General features: G+C 71.0%; 13 protein-coding genes and 1 pseudogene. 6 read left to right on the forward strand and 8 right to left on the reverse strand.

Features of this window, described 5'->3' with window-relative positions; all coding sequences use genetic code 11:
* Positions 1-49 precede the first annotated feature (49 nt).
* A complete protein-coding gene (locus tag BM140_RS00230; protein ID WP_425287026.1) occupies positions 50-1,546 on the forward strand; it encodes an ATP-binding protein in 1,497 nt (498 codons plus the stop codon).
* A 60-nt stretch (positions 1,547-1,606) separates the two neighbouring features.
* On the opposite strand, the gene bioB is transcribed toward BM140_RS00230, so the two are convergent.
* Positions 1,607-2,620 carry a biotin synthase BioB gene (bioB, locus tag BM140_RS00235; RefSeq protein ID WP_091940804.1) on the reverse strand — a complete coding sequence of 338 codons (1,014 nt, stop codon included), beginning with the start codon at positions 2,618-2,620 and terminating at the stop codon, positions 1,607-1,609.
* Positions 2,621-2,847: 227 nt separating this feature from the next.
* On the opposite strand from bioB, the gene BM140_RS00240 reads away from it, so the two are divergent.
* On the forward strand, positions 2,848-3,234 hold the full coding sequence (locus BM140_RS00240; protein ID WP_244535222.1) for a hypothetical protein: 387 nt from the start codon (positions 2,848-2,850) through the stop codon (positions 3,232-3,234).
* Between the two features lie 9 nt (positions 3,235-3,243).
* On the opposite strand, the pseudogene BM140_RS00245 reads toward BM140_RS00240, so the two are convergent.
* Positions 3,244-3,573, reverse strand: a pseudogene (locus BM140_RS00245) (fumarylacetoacetate hydrolase family protein); the annotation flags it as partial.
* Positions 3,574-3,728: 155 nt separating this feature from the next.
* Here BM140_RS00245 and BM140_RS00250 point away from each other — a divergent pair.
* Positions 3,729-4,496, forward strand: coding sequence for a sulfotransferase (locus BM140_RS00250; RefSeq protein WP_091941673.1), 768 nt, complete (start codon positions 3,729-3,731; stop codon positions 4,494-4,496).
* A 59-nt stretch (positions 4,497-4,555) separates the two neighbouring features.
* Here BM140_RS00250 and BM140_RS00255 read toward each other — a convergent pair whose 3' ends face one another.
* Positions 4,556-5,440: a fumarylacetoacetate hydrolase family protein gene (locus tag BM140_RS00255; protein ID WP_091940806.1), complete on the reverse strand. Its 885-nt coding sequence runs from the start codon at positions 5,438-5,440 to the stop codon at positions 4,556-4,558.
* 273 nt (positions 5,441-5,713) lie between these two features.
* On the opposite strand from BM140_RS00255, the gene BM140_RS00260 reads away from it, so the two are divergent.
* The 3 genes from BM140_RS00260 to BM140_RS00270 all read left to right on the forward strand — a co-directional run bounded on the left by BM140_RS00260 (position 5,714) and on the right by BM140_RS00270 (position 10,958).
* Positions 5,714-7,033 (forward strand): OmpP1/FadL family transporter, encoded by a 1,320-nt coding sequence (locus BM140_RS00260; protein WP_091940808.1) that lies wholly within the window; start codon positions 5,714-5,716, stop codon positions 7,031-7,033.
* A 354-nt stretch (positions 7,034-7,387) separates the two neighbouring features.
* The gene (locus tag BM140_RS00265) at positions 7,388-9,823 is read left to right on the forward strand and encodes an EAL domain-containing protein (protein WP_091940810.1); all 2,436 of its coding nucleotides are present in this window, start codon (positions 7,388-7,390) and stop codon (positions 9,821-9,823) included.
* A gap of 7 nt (positions 9,824-9,830) precedes the next feature.
* Positions 9,831-10,958 (forward strand): FAD-dependent monooxygenase, encoded by a 1,128-nt coding sequence (locus tag BM140_RS00270; protein WP_091940812.1) that lies wholly within the window; start codon positions 9,831-9,833, stop codon positions 10,956-10,958.
* A 4-nt stretch (positions 10,959-10,962) separates the two neighbouring features.
* Here the strand turns inward: BM140_RS00270 and BM140_RS00275 are convergent, their stop codons facing one another.
* The 5 genes from BM140_RS00275 to BM140_RS00295 form a co-directional block, all read right to left on the reverse strand.
* On the reverse strand, positions 10,963-12,222 hold the full coding sequence (locus tag BM140_RS00275) for a cytochrome P450 (protein WP_091940814.1): 1,260 nt from the start codon (positions 12,220-12,222) through the stop codon (positions 10,963-10,965).
* Between the two features lies 1 nt (position 12,223).
* Positions 12,224-13,498: an NAD(P)/FAD-dependent oxidoreductase gene (locus BM140_RS00280; protein WP_091940816.1), complete on the reverse strand. Its 1,275-nt coding sequence runs from the start codon at positions 13,496-13,498 to the stop codon at positions 12,224-12,226.
* Positions 13,495-13,704 carry a ferredoxin gene (locus BM140_RS00285; protein ID WP_091940818.1) on the reverse strand — a complete coding sequence of 70 codons (210 nt, stop codon included), beginning with the start codon at positions 13,702-13,704 and terminating at the stop codon, positions 13,495-13,497. The genes BM140_RS00280 and BM140_RS00285 overlap by 4 nt, the downstream gene beginning before the upstream one ends.
* Positions 13,705-13,898: 194 nt before the next feature.
* A complete protein-coding gene (locus BM140_RS00290) occupies positions 13,899-14,984 on the reverse strand; it encodes an acyltransferase family protein (RefSeq protein WP_091940820.1) in 1,086 nt (361 codons plus the stop codon).
* Positions 14,981-15,847: a glycosyltransferase family 2 protein gene (locus BM140_RS00295; protein ID WP_244535260.1), complete on the reverse strand. Its 867-nt coding sequence runs from the start codon at positions 15,845-15,847 to the stop codon at positions 14,981-14,983. The genes BM140_RS00290 and BM140_RS00295 overlap by 4 nt, the downstream gene beginning before the upstream one ends.
* Positions 15,848-15,960 lie beyond the last annotated feature (113 nt).

The following is a 15,960-nucleotide window of genomic DNA, read 5'->3' on the forward strand; positions in this document are numbered from 1 at the left end:
GCGCCGGGCTGGCACCCCGGAGCGGACGGACCGGCACGAACCGGCGGCTTTGGCCGCCCTTCCCGTGCCCCTGACCCTGCATTGTGAGACCTCGGCCGGGACTGCGACGACGGGGGGAGCATCCCGCTTCCGTCCGGCCTTGCGCCTGGGCCTGTCCGGCCGGTTGTTCCTGCTCACCGTGGCCTTCGTGGTCCTGGCCGAGATCCTGGTCTTCGTGCCGCTGCTGGCGAGCTACCGCCAGTCGCGCCTGTCCGACCGGGTGGCGGCGGCCCAGATCGCCGCCCTGGTGCTGCGGGCCGCCCCCGAGGGGAACGTCTCCGACGACCTCGCCCGGCGCCTGCTGGCGGAATTGGGGGCGCGGGCCGTCGCCGTGCGCGACGGCGAGGCGTGGCGGCTGCTTTCCGTCGAGCCGATGCCCGAGACCGTCGCAGAGACCGTGGATCTGCGCGAGCAGGACTGGGCGGGCGCCATCCGCGGCGCCTTCCGCACCCTGCTGTTTCCCGCCGACGCGCCGATCCGGGCGGTCGGGAACGGCCGCAGCGGCGTCGGGGCGGTCGAGGTTCTGGTCGACGAGGCGCCCCTGCGCCACCGGCTCATCGCCTTCGCGCTGCGCCTGCTCACCGCCTGCGCCGTCATCGCGGCGCTCGCCGCCGGCCTCGTGTTCTTCGTCCTGCAGCGGACCATCGTGCGGCCGGTCCTGCGGCTCGCGCGCAACATCGCGTCCTTCGCCGACGATCCCGAGCGGCCCGACCGTCCGACCTCCCGCTCGCGCCGCACCGACGAGATCGGGCAGGCCGAGACCGCGCTCGCCCGGATGGAGGTCGCGCTCGGCGGCGAGTTGCGCCAGAAGCGGCGGCTGGCCGAACTCGGCCTCTCGGTGAGCAAGATCAACCACGAACTGCGCAACCTGCTCACCACCGCTCAGCTGCTGGGCGACCGGTTCGAGACCTCCTCCGATCCGCTGGTGCAGCGCGTGGCGCCCCGGCTCGTCGCGACCCTCGACCGGGCGATCCGCTTCTGCGAGGCGACGCTGGCCTACGGCCGGGCGACCGAGCCCAACGCCCAGCGCCGCATGGTGGCGTTGGCGCCTCTCCTCGACGAGTTGACGGATCTCGGCGGCCTGATGCCGGCCGCGGGCGTGCAGGTGAGCGTGCGCGCCTCCGACGACCTCGAGATCGATGCCGATCCCGAACAGCTCCTGCGGGCGCTGACCAACCTCGTGCGCAACGCGGTCCAGGCCCATGCGGCGGCGCGCACGCAGGGCGCCCATGTCGAGATCGAGGGGTTTCGCGATGGCCCCCGCGGCTCGGGGCGGGTGACGATCCTCGTCTCCGACAACGGGCCCGGCGTACCGCCCCGCGCGCGGGCCAACCTGTTCGCCGCCTTCCAGGGCTCGACCCGCCCCGGCGGCACGGGCTTAGGCCTCGCCATCGCCTCGGAGCTGATCCGCCTCAACGGCGGTACGCTGGGCCTCGACGAGACCGCGAACGGCGCCTGCTTCCGCATCGTCATCCCGGATCGGGCGGCGCAGGCCAAGGCGGCGTAGGAACGACGGCGGGGGACGCGGGCGGCGTGAACGCGGCGTCGGAAGCCGCGTGAGCGCCGCCTACTCGGCCGCGGCCAGCGTCACCTCCGGCACCGGCACGCCGATGTCGCGAAGCAGCGCGGCGTCCTCGTCCGCCTCGTTGTTGGCGGTGGTGAGCAGGCGCTCGCCGTAGAAGATCGAATTGGCGCCGGCCAGGAAGCACAGGATCTGCGCCTCGCGGGTCAGGCTCTTGCGGCCGGCGCTGAGGCGCACGCGGGCCTTCGGCATGACGATGCGGGCGGTGGCGCACATCCGCACGAGGTCGAGCGGGTCGATCGGCGGGCGGTCCTCCAGCGGCGTGCCCTCGACGGCGACGAGCGCGTTGATCGGCACGCTCTCCGGATGCGGCGCGTGGTTGGCGAGCACCAAGAGCATCTCGGCCCGGTCGCGCACCCGCTCGCCCATGCCGACGATGCCGCCGCAGCAGACGCCGATCCCGGCCTCGCGCACGTGCTCCAGCGTCTGGAGCCGGTCCTCGTAGGTCCGCGTCGAGATGATGTCGCCGTAGAATTCGGGGCCGGTGTCGAGGTTGTGGTTGTAGGAGGTGAGCCCCGCTTCCGCGAGGCGCTGCGCCTGGCTCTGCGTCAGCATGCCGAGCGTCACGCAGGCTTCCATCCCGAGGCCGCGCACGCCGCGCACCATCTCCAGCACCGCGTCGAACTCAGGCCCGTCCTTCGGCTTGCGCCACGCCGCGCCCATACAGAAGCGGTGCGCCCCGTTGGCCTTGGCCGCAGCCGCCTCCTTCAGCACCGCGTCCACCGGCATCAGCCGCTCGCGGGGCAGGTTGGCGCCCTTGTGGTGGGCCGATTGCGGGCAATAGGCGCAATCCTCGGGGCAGCCGCCGGTCTTGATCGACAAGAGCGCCGCCCGCTGGATGTCGGCCGGGTCGTTGTGCGCCCGATGCACGAGGCCCGCCCGATGCACGAGATCGAGCAGCGGTAGGTCGTGGATCGCCTGGATCTCGGACAGCGTCCAGTCGTGGCGGATCGCGGCCGGGGCGGCGGAAGAGGTGAGGGGGACCACGGTGTCGCTCATGAACACCTTTGAGAGCGAAGGCGGGGGAAAAATCAAGCCTTGCCGTTGGGCGTCCTTCTCGCGAGGCGCGCGGCTTCCCCGTATCGCCCAACCGGTTCCCGGCCCGGATCGAGATCGCGGGGAGAGATGAGATCCGAGGAGATCGAGCCCGCCACGGTGCAGGATGGCTCCGTCGATCGAAATGCCTCCACATTGCAATCAGAGGGTGCGCCTTTTAGAGGTGCCTGGTGTGGCTGGGACTTCCGATTCATGCCTCTCTCAAGACATCCTGCGCAGCGGCCCTCGTCGCGCTGATCTCGCTCCCGGCAGGGGCAAAGCAACTCTGCGGGCGGCAGGTTCTACCCTTCGACGCGATGCTGGCCGCCATCAAGTCCGATCCGGGGACCGAGGTGGTGCGCGATACCGCCTCGTTCGTCCAGATCGACGACCAAAAGCGGAGGATCGCCTGGACGCTCTGGAGGGCCAAGGAGCACCAGCCGGCCGCCTATCAGTGCCTGCGGATCATCGAGGTGGGCGGACATACGGAGATCCACGTGTCGGCCGAATGTAACGGGTGGCCCCCCTCTTGCCAGGATCTGGTCGGCCGCCTCCTCTCGGAAACCGCACCTCCTTGAGATCGGTCGTCAGTTCGTCGGCTCGCCCGCGGCGACCTTCGCGGTCCAGTCGTCGAAGGCCACCACCCGCTGGCGCTGCTCGCCCAAACGATCGATGCGCAGCACCATCTCGTCGTCGCTCTTGAGGTAGCGCGGCGGCTTCATGCCGAGCCCCACGCCCGGGGGCGTGCCGGTGGTGATGACGTCGCCGGGCTCGAGCATCATGAAGTGCGAGACGTAGGCCACGATCTGCGCCACGTCGAAGATCATGGTCGCGGTCGAACCGGTCTGCATCCGCCGCCCGTTGAGGTCGAGGCTCATGCCGAGGTTCTTCAGATCGGGAATCTCGTCGAGTGTCACCCGTCAGGGCTGCGCGGACCTTGGATAGGGCTGTTACATACCTCTACGCGGATGAAATCCCGTTCCCGGCCCGTCCGATGAGGTGGAAGCGGTCCGTGATGAGGCTGACCAAGGCGGCCGACCATGGGGCTGGTCACGCGCGAAGGGGGGGCGGGATGTCCGTAGGATTGTTCGTGGCGGGCGTTCAAAAATGCGGCACGACCAGTCTGTTCCACTATCTTGCCGCACATCCGGGACTGCAGCCACCGCGTGTCAAGGAAATCCACTTCTTCGACGACGAGAGCCGCGACTGGAGCCTCGGAGAGTACGGCCCGCTTGAGGAGGCCTTCGAGGGCGAGGCCCGGGGGCGTATCCGCTTCGAGGCGACACCCATCTACATCTTCTGGCCGCCGGCCCTGGCCCGGCTCAAGGCCTACAATCCGCAGGCGCGGTTGATCCTTCTCTTCCGGGACCCTATCGCGCGCGCCTATTCCCATTGGTGCATGATGGTGCGCCAAGGGGCCGAGAACCTTTCCTTCGGCTCATGCGTCCGCGAAGGGAGGGCCCGCCTGCCCGCCGACGATCCAGGGCACGTTTTCTGGGCCACCAAGAGCTATGTCGAGCGCGGGTTCTACGGCGCGCAACTGTCTCGTGTCCTGTCCCTGTTTCCTGCCGAACAGGTCCTACTTCTGGCCGCCGAGGATTTGCGGCACCGCCACCGCGACGTTCTGAGCAGGATCGCCGCCTTCCTCGGCATCGATCCGTTTCCGCCGCTCGATCTTATCCTGGAGCATCGGACGCCACGCGTGCCGCACCTGGCACGCCCCACCAGCGCTGACCACGACCATCTGCACGGGCTCTATGCTGCCGACCTGCCGCAGTTCGCGAGGCTGTCCGGCCTCGACATCTCGGGCTGGGCTGCGGCTCGACCGGCTCACGAGTGACGGCCCAACGGCCGGGTGGCGCTTCCGGCGGGAGACCACGCCTCACAGGGGACCGGCCGTCAGTTCGTCGGCTCGCCCGCGGCGACCTTCGCGGTCCAGTCATCGAAGGCCACGACCCGCTGGCGCTGCTCGCCGAGTCCATCGATGCGCAGCACCATCTCGTCGTCGCTCCTGAGGTAGCGCGGCGGCTTCATGCCGAGGCCGACGCCCGGGGGCGTGCCGGTGGCGATGACGTCGCCGGGCTCCAGCATCATGAAGTGCGAGACGTAGGCCACGATCTGCGCCACGTCGAAGATCATGGTCGCGGTCGAGCCGGTCTGCATCCGCCGCCCGTTGAGGTCGAGGCTCATGCCGAGGGTCTTCAGGTCGGGAATCTCGTCGAGCGTCACCAGCCAGGGGCCGAGCGGGCCGAAGGTCGGGCAGCCCTTGCCCTTCGTCCACGTGCCGCCGCGCTCCATCTGGAATTCGCGCTCCGACAGGTCGTTGCAGATGCACACGCCCGCCACGTAGCGCAGGGCCTCGTTGGCGTGGACGTAGGAGGCGCGCGCCCCGATCACCACGGCGAGTTCCACCTCCCAGTCGGTCTTGGCCGAGCCCTTCGGCAGGATCACCGTGTCGTTGGGGCCGACGATGCAGGAAGGAGCCTTGTTGAACACGATCGGCTCGGCCGGGATCGCCGCACCGGTCTCGGCGGCGTGGTCGGCGAAGTTGAGGCCGATCGCCACGAAGTTGCGGGTGCCGCCGACGCAGGGACCGAGCCGGGTGCCCGCGGGCAGGAGCGGCAGGCTCGTCGGGTCGATGCGCGCCAGCCGGTCGAGGGATTCGCGCGACAGGCCGGGGCCGGCAATGTCGCGCAACACGCCGGAGAGGTCGCGCAGGCCGCCGTCGCGATCGACCAGGCCGGGCCGCTCCTCGCCGCTCTCGCCGTGCCGGATCAGCTTCATCGACGGATCTCCTTGAACTCCCTGGACCTCTTGGGCGCGAGCATGGCCGCCGTGGGGACGGGGTGCAAGCGACGAAGATCCAACGCCGGCACCGCTCCCCCGGCTCCCTCCGCCCGCGCGCCCGGCCGGGCGGCCGATCACGGCGGAACCGTGGCAAAAATCGCGCGGTGGGCAATTCTTGGGTTGTCCGGCCCCTTCACCACTCGACGGACGGCGTGCGAGCCGCTTCCATTGTCGAACGCCACAACGATCAAGAAACGGTGGGGTCACGACATGACTGGGGTTACGATCCGCGCACTCGCCCTTGCGGGCGCGGTCGCGGCGATGGGCACCGCGACGGGAGCACAGGCCGGCGCCTTCGGCCTGCGCGAGCAGAGCGCGCAGGGTCTGGGCCTGTCCTATGCCGGCGCGGCCTCCGGCGCGGCGGGCGTCTCCTCGATGTTCTGGAACCCGGCGACCGTGACGATGCGGCCGGGCTTCACCTCCGAGCAGAGCCTGACCTTCGTGAACCTGTCGGCCGACATTCGCCCGACCGCCGGCACCGCCCCGTTCCTCGCGCCCTTCGGCGATTCCGGCGAGATCGGCCAGGGCGCGGTGCTGCCCTCGGGCGCCACCTCCTACCAGCTCACCGACCGCCTCTATGTCGGCCTCCAGACCGGCGCGCCCTACGGCCTCGTCACCAAGCCGCGCCCCGACTGGGCCGGCTCGATCTACGGCCGCTCCTCGCGCATCTTCTCGCTCTCGTTCAATCCGGTCGTCGGCTACAAGGTCAACGACTGGCTCTCGATCGGCGTCGGCGCCAACATCGAGTATTTCCGGCTGACCCTGCGCCAGGCGGTGCCGGTCGCCGGCCTCTCCCCGGCCCTCTACCCGCCGGCCTTCCTCAAGGGCGATTCGTGGAGCGCGGGCTGGACCGCGGGCGCGACCATCACCCCGTGGGAGGGCACGGTGCTCGGCGTCGGCTACCGTTCCTCGGTCCACCACGACATCGAGGGCTCCTTCGCCGTCCCCAACCCGGCGATCGCCTTCGCGGTCGGTGCGGTCAAGGCCAACCTCAACACGCCGGAGAAGCTCAGCGTCGGCCTGACCCAGGCGATCAACCCGGTCACCCGGATCAATCTCGGCTTCGAGTGGGACAACTGGTCGAGGGTCGGCGACATCGCCATCGTCTCGAAGCTGCTCGGACGGCCGGTCACCGAACTGCCGCTCAAGTTCAAGGATTCGTACTTCTACTCGGTCGGCCTGGAATACGACTGGTCGCCGAACCTGACCGTGCGCGGCGGCTTCGGCTACGACGACGGGCCGATCGACAACTCGAACCGCTCGGTGCGCCTGCCCGACAGCGACCGCTACCTCGTCTCGGTCGGCGGCAGCTACCGCTGGAGCGACAAGCTGACCCTCAATGCCAGCTACGCCCACGTCTTCATCCAGAAGAACCGGATCGTGGCCGGTCCGGGCCAGAACTACAACGTCGGCAACATTCCGTTCACGGCCATCGCCGACGGCAGCGCCGACCTCGTCTCGGTGGGCTTCCGCTACGCCTGGGACAGCCCGGCCTCGGTCGCCCCGGCCCCGTTGGTGCGCAAGTACTGAGCGAGGGCATCGTCCCGAAAGGTGGTTTCCGGCTTTCGGAAACCGACGATGCGGCACGAAGACATAGAACGTCGTCCCGGATCCCGCATCCGGGGCGACGCTTCGGTTTTGGGCCCCTCGGCGATCTCGCCTCGCGCCGCAGCCGCCCCCTCGGAACGGGCCGAAGGACCAGCGTTCATTCGAGTATCGGCGCACCGATTCACGCAACAGCTGCCGATCGGCCTGCGACAAAACCGACATTTCATGACGGAGCCGCGAACAAAGCGGCATAAGTCATCAAAAGCATGTGACGGCGTAATCGTGCTTTAATCAGCGACCCACGAGGAGAAGGGCCTCACTCCCGGTGGTCTCCTCATGTTCAGCATCGTCGCCTGCGTGACGCAGGAGCACGACCTCGGTCTCGTCGCCCTGTCGGCGGGCATCTGTCTGCTCGGCTGCTTCTCCACCGTGACCCTGATGGCGCAGGGCGCGCGGGGCTCGGGCCCCCACGGCGAGGTGGCGCAGGGCCGGCGCACCTTCTCCTGGCTCGCCGCCGCCGCCCTCGTCTTCGGCAGCAGCGTGTGGTCGCTGCATTTCGTGGCGATGCTGGCCTTCCGCCCCGGCGCACAGGCCGCCTACGCCCTCATCCCGACGGCGGCCTCGATCGCGGTGGCGGTCGGCGGGACGCTCACCGCCCTGCTGGTGCGGCACCGGGAGGGCGCCCACCCGCTCGGGCTCACGGGGGCCGGTCTGTTGCTGGCGGGCGCGATCGCCGGGATGCATTACCTCGGCGTCGGCGCGATGCGGGCGAGCAGCCTGCTCACCTACGATCCCGCCCATGTCCTCGCCTCGCTGGCGTTCTGCGCCGCGCTGGCGACGCTGGCGATGGCTCGAGCCCGCGACCTGTCCCGCCTGCGGCGACGCCTCGAAGTCACCCTCTGGCTGACGCTGGCGATCTGCGGGCTGCACTTCACCGGCATGACGGGCCTGAGCGTCGCGCCGATCGCGCCCGCAGACGGCGGCGTCGTTCTCGGCTCGACCCATCTCGGCCTCGCGGTCGGGCTCGTCAGCCTCGCGGTGCTGGCGGCGGGCCTCACCGCGCTGCTGACGCAGCGGCACCTGACCCAGCGCCGCCTGGACGAGCTGAGCCGGATGCGGCTCCTCGGCAATCTCGCCCACGAGGCCTTGCTGCTCCACCGCGACGGGCGCGTGCTGGAGATCAACGAGGCCGGCACGCGCCTGTTCGCGATGCCGGCCGAGGCGATCCTCGGCCGCCCCCTGTTCGACCTCTTCGCCGAGGCCGCGATCCCGGGCCTGCTGCGGCGGGAGCGCTGCCCCCCGGAGGACCGGCGCCCGGAGGAATTCGACATCCGCACCAGCGCGGGCGCCCTCGTCCCGGTCGAGCTGTCCTGCCGGCCCATCACCTATCTCGGCCGTCCGGCCACGGCGGTCGCCCTGCGCGACCTCAGCCAGAGCCGGCGCGATGAGGCGCGCATCCGCCATCTCGCCCTGCACGATGCCCTGACCGATCTGCCGAACCGATACCTGCTGGAAGAGCGCCTGCGCCACGACCTCGACAGGGCGGGCGAGGACGGCGGGCTGCTCGCGGTGGTCTATCTCGACCTCGACCGGTTCAAGCCGGTCAACGACGTGCACGGCCACGCGGCGGGCGACGCGCTGCTGATCCAGGTCGCCGAGCGGATGCGGGCGACCTTGCGTCCGACCGATACCCTCGCCCGGATCGGCGGCGACGAGTTCGTCGCCGTGCTGCCCGGCCTCGCCGCGCCGGAGCAGGCCGGCGAGATCACCGGACGCCTCGTCGCCGGGCTCTCGGCCCCGTTCCGGATCGGCGAGACCCGTGTCGAGATCGGCGCCTCGGCGGGCATCGCCCTGTTTCCCGGCGACGGCGCGACCGGCGAGGCGCTGCTGCGCGCCGCCGACACCGCGCTCTACCGGGTCAAGGACGAGGGGCGCGGCGCGCTGCGCTTCTTCGAGGCGGCGATGGACGTGCAGCTCCAGGGCCGCCGCGAACTGGAGCAGGAGCTGCGCGGCGCCATCGGCCGGGACGAGCTGCGGCTGTTCTACCAGCCGATCGTCAAGGGGGGCGGCGAGATCGAGAGCTTCGAGGCGCTGGTGCGCTGGCACCACCCCGTGCGGGGGCTCGTCTCGCCTGCCGCGTTCATTCCGCTGGCCGAGCAGACGGACCAGATCGCGCGGATCGGCGAATGGGTGCTCGACACCGCCTGCGCCGCGGCCGCCCGCTGGCCTCAGCCCTGGCGCGTCTCCGTCAACGTCTCGCCGAACCAGTTCCGCCAATCCGATCTGCCGGCCGTGGTGGCCGCGGCACTCGCCCGCCACGGCCTGGAGCCGGACCGGCTGGTGCTGGAGATCACCGAGGGCGTGTTCATCCAGGATGCCGCGACGGCGGTCGCCGTGCTCAACGCTCTGCGGAGCCTCGGCGTGCGCCTCGCCCTCGACGATTTCGGCACCGGCTATTCCAGCCTGAGCTACCTGCAGCAGTTCCGGTTCGACAAGATCAAGGTCGATCAGTCCTTCGTGCGCCGGCTCGGCGAGGATGAGAATTCGCTCACCATCGTGCGGGCGATCACCCATCTCGGTCACAATCTCGGCCTCGAAGTCACGGCGGAAGGCGTGGAGACGGCGGAGCAGCTCGCCATGCTGCGCGACTTGGGCTGCGATCAGATGCAGGGCTATCTGTTCGCCCGGCCGGCCGCCGCGACGGCATCGGAACGCGACCGCGCCCGGCTGCGCAGCCTCTTCGCCGGGGAGCCCGCCAAAATCTGCGCCTGAGGATGCGATGGACGCCAACGAGACCGGACGAGTCCTGATCGCGGGCGGCGGCATCGCCGGGCTTGCCGTCCGGCGGGCGCTGGCGCTGCGGAACGTCCCGTCGCTCACGCTGGAGCGGCGCGGCCGCTCCGAGGACGGCGGGCTCGCGATCAACCTTCCGGGCAACGCGGTGCAGGCGCTCGCCCGGCTCGGTCTCGCCGAGGCGATGCGGGCCGTCGGCAGGCCGGTCCGCCGTCGCGAATACCGAACCGAGCGCGACCGGCTGCTGTTCGCCGTCGACGAGGCGGCGTTCTGGGGCGAGGCTCTGGTCCCGCATTGTCTGCGCCGCGCGGACCTTCTGCGCCTGCTCGGCCAGGATCTTCCCCCGGACGATCTGATTGCGGGGCGCGCCGTCGCCGCGATCCATCCCGAGCCCGGCGGCATCACGGTCGCGTGCGACGACGGCGACATCGTGCGCGGTGGCCTCCTCGTCGGGGCGGACGGCGTCCGTTCGGGCGTGCGCCGAGCCCTGTTCGGCGAGGCCGCCCCCCAGGCGGCGACGCTCGCTTCCGCCAGCTGGCGCTTCATGGCGCCCGATCCGGGCCTCGATGCCTGGACGGTCTGGGCCGGGGCCGGCGCGCTGTTCCTGCTGATCCCGGTCGAGCGCGGCACGGTCTACGGCTGGGCCTCGGTCGCGGACGCCACGGGGCGCGATTTACGGGCGGCGCGCGGCGCCTTCGCCGGATTCCCGCGGCCGGTGCGCGACACCCTCGATGCGGCTTTGGAGCGGCCGGACGCGATCCACCATTCCCCGCTCGAGGAAATCCGCATCCCGCACTGGTCCGCGGGCCGGGTCGTGCTCGCGGGCGACGCGGCGCACGCGACCGCGCCGGTCTGGGCCCAAGGGGCGGCGCTCGCGCTGGAGGACGCCCTGGTGCTGGCCGATTGTCTCGCCGGATGCACCGACTGGAGCGGGATAGGCCCGGCCTACGAGACGCGACGGCGCCCCCGCGTCGCCCATGTCCAGGCCATGACCGACCGGATGTCGCGCGCGAGCCAACTCCCCGGCTGGGCGCGACGCATCCTGTTGCCGGTGATCGGCCCGCGCAGCTACCGCGCGACCTATGCGCCGCTGCGCGCGCCGGTCATCGCCTGAGGTCTCACCCCGCGGCGATCCCGTCGAACGACAGGCACAGGTGGCGTGGTCCCCGCAGCGAGGCGCCGGGGCGGTAGGGCGGCGGATCCTCGACGAGGCGCGGGTTGTTCAGTCGCTTGGCCAGCGCGACGAGGGCGACCTCGGCCTCGATCCGGGCCAGCGGCGCGCCGACGCAATAATGCAGGCCGCCGCCGAAGCCGAGATGGCGGTTGTCCGACCGGTCGGGATCGAAGCGGTCGGGATCGGCGAAGCGGTTCGGATCGCGGTTGCCCGAGGCCAGCAACAGCACCACGGGCGCGTCCTTCGGGATCGTCACGCCGGCGATCGGGATGTCGGCGATGGCGAGCCGCGTGCGGTACTGGACCGGCGGCTCGTAGCGCAGCATCTCCTCGATCAGGCGCGGGGCGATGGCGGAATCGTCGCGCAGCCGCTGCCAGTGCTCGGGAAAGCGCAGCAGGGTCAGCACGCTGTTGGTGATCAGGTTCACCGTGGTCTCGTGGCCGGCGACCAGGAGCAGCACCGCGGTGGCGACCAGGTCGAAATCGTTCATCCGCTCGGTGTCGGCGTCGCCCGAGTCACTCCCATTCGCGAGATCGGTCAGGATGTCGTCCTGCGGCTCGTCGCGCTTCTTTGCGATGAGATCGCGCAGGAACTCCGAGATCTCGGTGAAGCACTGCTCGTTCTTGGCCTGCGTCTCCGCGTCGGCGCGCTGGTTCGGCTCCAGCGCGGTGGCGAGCTGCGTCGCCCAGCCCTGGAATTGCGGCTCGTCCTCCGGCGGCACGCCGAGCAGCTTGCAGATCACCGTGACGGGCAGCGGGTAGGAGAAATCGTCGACGAGATCGATGCGGGCCTTGCCCGCGAATTTTTCGATGAGTTCGTTAGTGAGATCGGTGGTCTCCTCGCGCATCCGCCGCACCCGCTCGGGCGAGAAGGCGCGCATCACGAGACCGCGCAGGCGGTCGTGGTCGGGCGGATCGCGGAAGATGAAGGGCTGGTGGCGCCGCCTTATCTCGGCGCGGATCGGGCGCACGAACAGGTCGGTGATCGGGTGCCCGGTCCACCGGAACTTTTGCGGGTCGGGCAGATCCTCCGAGCTGATGCGCGGATCGGAAATCAGGCGGGCGATCTCGGCATGGGTGCTGACGACGTAGGTGCCGTCCTCCTGCCGACAGACCGGCTGGCGCCGCAATTCGGCGAAGAGCGGGTAGGGATTCGCCCGGTTGTCGGGGTCGAGCACCTGCTCGAACAGCGTGGTGCAGCTCACGTCACGGCTCCTCGATACGCAGGCGCGGCTGATCGACGGCATCGGAAATCGGCGGGAACGGCGCGCGTTCGCGGATCGCCGCCGCGTAGGCCGGGAGCCAGCGGGCGCTGTCGATGGAGGCCGCCGCGACCGTGCGGCCCTCACGTCCGTAGAGCGCCACGAAGCGGCGTTCCTCCAGGGAGCCGTGGGCGATCACGAGGCTGTCGGCGCCCTCCGTGAGGCCGACGAGCTTGATCGTCAGCCCGAATTGCTGCGACCAGAAATCCGGCAGGTGGTCGTGGCGGGCCAGCCCCGCGGCGGGTCCGGCCAGCATGTTGCGCGCCGCCGCCTTGGCTTGCGCCCGGGCGTTGCCCCAATGCTCGACGGCCACCAGCGCCTCGTCCTGATGCGGGTTCGGCCAGCGGGCGATGTCGCCCGCCGCGAACACGTCCGGCACGATGTCGCCGTTCTGGCGCAGCACCCGGCAATAGCCGTCGCAGAGCACGCCGCCCTCGTCAGCGGCGAGGCCGGCGCCTTCGAGCCATTCGACGTTGCGCACCGCGCCGATGGCCGCCACCACGATGTCGGCCTCGATCCGTTCGCCCCCCTTGAGGGTTACGCCGGTCAGCCGCCCGCCCTCGGCCTCCATCCGCTCGATCTCGGCGCCGAGGCGCAGATCGACGCCGCGCTCCCGCGCGATCTCGCCGACGAGGCCGCCGAGACGGGGCCCGAGCGCGGCTTCGAGCGGCTGGCCGTCGCGCACCAGCACGGTGACCGGGATATCGAGGTCGCGGCAGGTCGAGGCGACCTCGAAGCCGATGAAGCCGCCGCCGACGAGGACGACGCGCCGGGGCCCCGCCTTCAGCCGGCCCGAGAGCTTTGTCGCGTCGTCGCGGTTGCGCAGGGTGAACACGCCATCGAGCGACGCCTCGTCGGACTTCGGCCAGGGCCGGGCGCGGGTGCCGGTGGCGATCAGCAGGCGGTCGTAGGGCAGCGTCGTGCCGTCGCCGAGGCTCACCGTGCGGGCGTCGAGGTCGAGGCTGCTCGCGGGCGTGCCGAGGCGGAATTCGGCGTTCAGGTCGGGATGGCGGGGCAGGGTGGTGTCGGGCGAGAACAGCCCGCGCAGCACCTGCTTCGACAGCGGCGGCCGGTCGTAGGGCGCGTGTCTCTCGTCGCCGACCAGCGTCAGCGATCCGGCAAATCCCTCGCCGCGTAGCGCGTGCGCGGCGGAGAGGCCGGCGAGCGAGGCGCCGACGACGACGATCCGCTCCGGCGCCCCGGACGGCGCTTCGCTCACTTCGTCTCTCCGGCCGGGTCCGGAGAGGCGGTGATGGCCCGCACCGGGCAGGCCTGGACCGCCCGCTCGATCTCGGCGCGGGCCGCCTCGTCGGGGGAGGGATCGTAGACCAGCGCCTCGCGCCCCTGCAGCACGAAGTGCCGCGGCGCCGCATAGATGCACTGGGCGTAGGCCTGGCAGCGGTTGAGATCGACGACGACCTTCATGCGAACGTTCGTCCGGGCTCCGAAAGCAGGTGTGATGGCCTCATGAAACGCCGCGCACGGCCGGATGTCCCCATCGCGCCCGCGGTATTTCACCGAAGCCCCTGAGCTAGGGCGGGGCCGGGGCTCCACCATGGGCACGGCCCCCTCGCCCGTTGCCTCCAACGCCGCAGGGCCGGAGGGATCGTCTTGAAGAACTACGGCCCGGCGGGCTCGATGGTGCCGAGGGTGTGCCGCCCCATCGCCCGCGCCTTCAGGCGAAGCGCCGGCTTCTCGACGGCGTACCAGGACGCGGCGGCCACGATCAGCGTGAGCAGAACCGCCGGGGCCAGCAGAGCGGAGGCAGAGACCGCGGGCAACAGCGCATGCAGGCTCTGCTGCACCGGCCAGCCGTAGAGATAGACCCCGTAGGAGAGGTCGGCCTTCGGATCGAGGGCGGGGCGGGCGAGCGGCGGTAGGAAGGCGAGCCAGATCGCCGCGGCGCTCTCCGTGAGGAACAGCAGCGTGCGGGCGGGGGCGTACGGCTGGAGCAGGACGGCGAGGACGACGCCGAGACACGTCCAGCCCCCGAGCCGGACCCGATCGCGCCAGAGATAGAGGCAGGCGCCGCAGGCGAAGATCAGCGGCAGGCGCAACGCCGTCTCGACACCCTTCGGCATCGCGGGAGAGGTGGCCTCGATCCAGGCGAGCGCGAGGGCGAGCCCGGCGGCGAGCAGCGGCACGGCCCAGCGGCGGCGCAGGAGCCCCAAAAGGCCGATGACGAGGACCGCAGCGTAGCAGATCGTCTCGTATTTGAGGGTCCAGACCGTGCCGAGGGGGCTGCGGATCGGGTTGGTCTCGAACACACCGGGCAGGCTGGCATGGCTCTTGAACGAGAGCAGCGTGCCGCGCACGAAGCGCCACAAGTCGGGGCTGGCGACGTATTCGGCGAGTGGCAGATGGGTCATCGCCGCGCCGAGGCCGAGGCCGACCACCAGCGTCGCGGCGACGAGCCCCGGCAGGATGCGGAGCGAGCGGGCGACGACGTAGTCGCGCCAGCCGCGCCGGTCGAAGCTCATGGTGACGAGGAAGCCCGAGACGGCGAAGAAGCCGTTCACCGCATGCTCGCCCAGCGAGAAGCCGGTCAGGTGCACCAGCGGCTCGTCCTCGACCCGGCCGGTCACCACGCTGACCGCGTGCGACACGACCACCATCAGGGCGAGCGCGAGGCGCAGGATTGCGAAGCCGTTGTGCGGGCGCGCCAGCGCCTCCGCCACGGTCGAGCCGGCGAGGAGCGCCTTCACGGCCCGGATCCTTCACGGACCAATCCCTCGCGGGCGAGCGCCGAGCCGCCGCGGAGCGCCGCCCAGGCGCCCATCGCCGAGCCGCCGTAGCGCTCGATGCCGGCCCGGCGGAAGGCCAGCGCCGAGAGCAGGGCCTTGGGGGCGTTGGTCAGCAGCATGCCGAGGCTCGGGCTCGGCAGCCCGTATTTCCGTGAAACGTAGGCCCGCGACCACGCCTGATGCCAGCGGGTGCGGAAGGTCCGGCCGGGCTCCGGCGCCGAGGAGCGCCCGCGCCCGTGCAAAGCCACCGCACCGTGGACATGGATCAGCGCGCGCCCCGCATCGGCCACCCGGCGGCAGAGATCGTCGTCCTCGTAGAACAGGAAAATCTCTTCGTCGAAGCCGCCGAGATCGAGGAAGAGCGCGCGCTCGGCCATCAGGCAGGCGCCCGACAGGAACGGGGCGCAGGCGTCGCCTTCGGGGAGCGCGCGCACGCCCTTCGGATTGGTGAGATAGGGGGCGAGCAGCGAGCGCGGCTGGTAGAAGAAGCGCCCGTCCGGCTCGTGGATGCGCGGGGCGAGCAGGCCGGCATCGGGCCATGCGCGCGCCGCCGCCGTCAGCGCCGCGGCGGCGCCGGGCTGGAGGATCAGGTCGGGGTTGAGGATCAGGACGTGGGACGTGTCCGCGGCGCGCACCCCGGTGTTGTTGGCGCGCCCGTAACCCTCGTTGCGGGCATTCTCGATCACGTGAGCGCCGTGCGCCCGCGCCACCGCGACGGAGGCGTCGCGGCTGGCATTGTCCACGACGATGGTGCGCACGCCCTCGCGGGTCAGCGCCGCGAGGCAATCGGGCAGGGCGCTCGCGCTGTCGTGGGCGACGACGATGGCAGTGAGCGCCGCCCCGTTCCCTCCCCCCTCTGCGGGGGAGGGTGGTTCCCGAAGGGGGTTGGGAGAGGGGAGCGACGCTTCCGGAAAGTTCGAAGCCAGCCCCTCTCCCG

The organism is Methylorubrum salsuginis (assembly GCF_900114375.1).
Classification (GTDB): Bacteria; Pseudomonadota; Alphaproteobacteria; order Rhizobiales; family Beijerinckiaceae; genus Methylobacterium; species Methylobacterium salsuginis.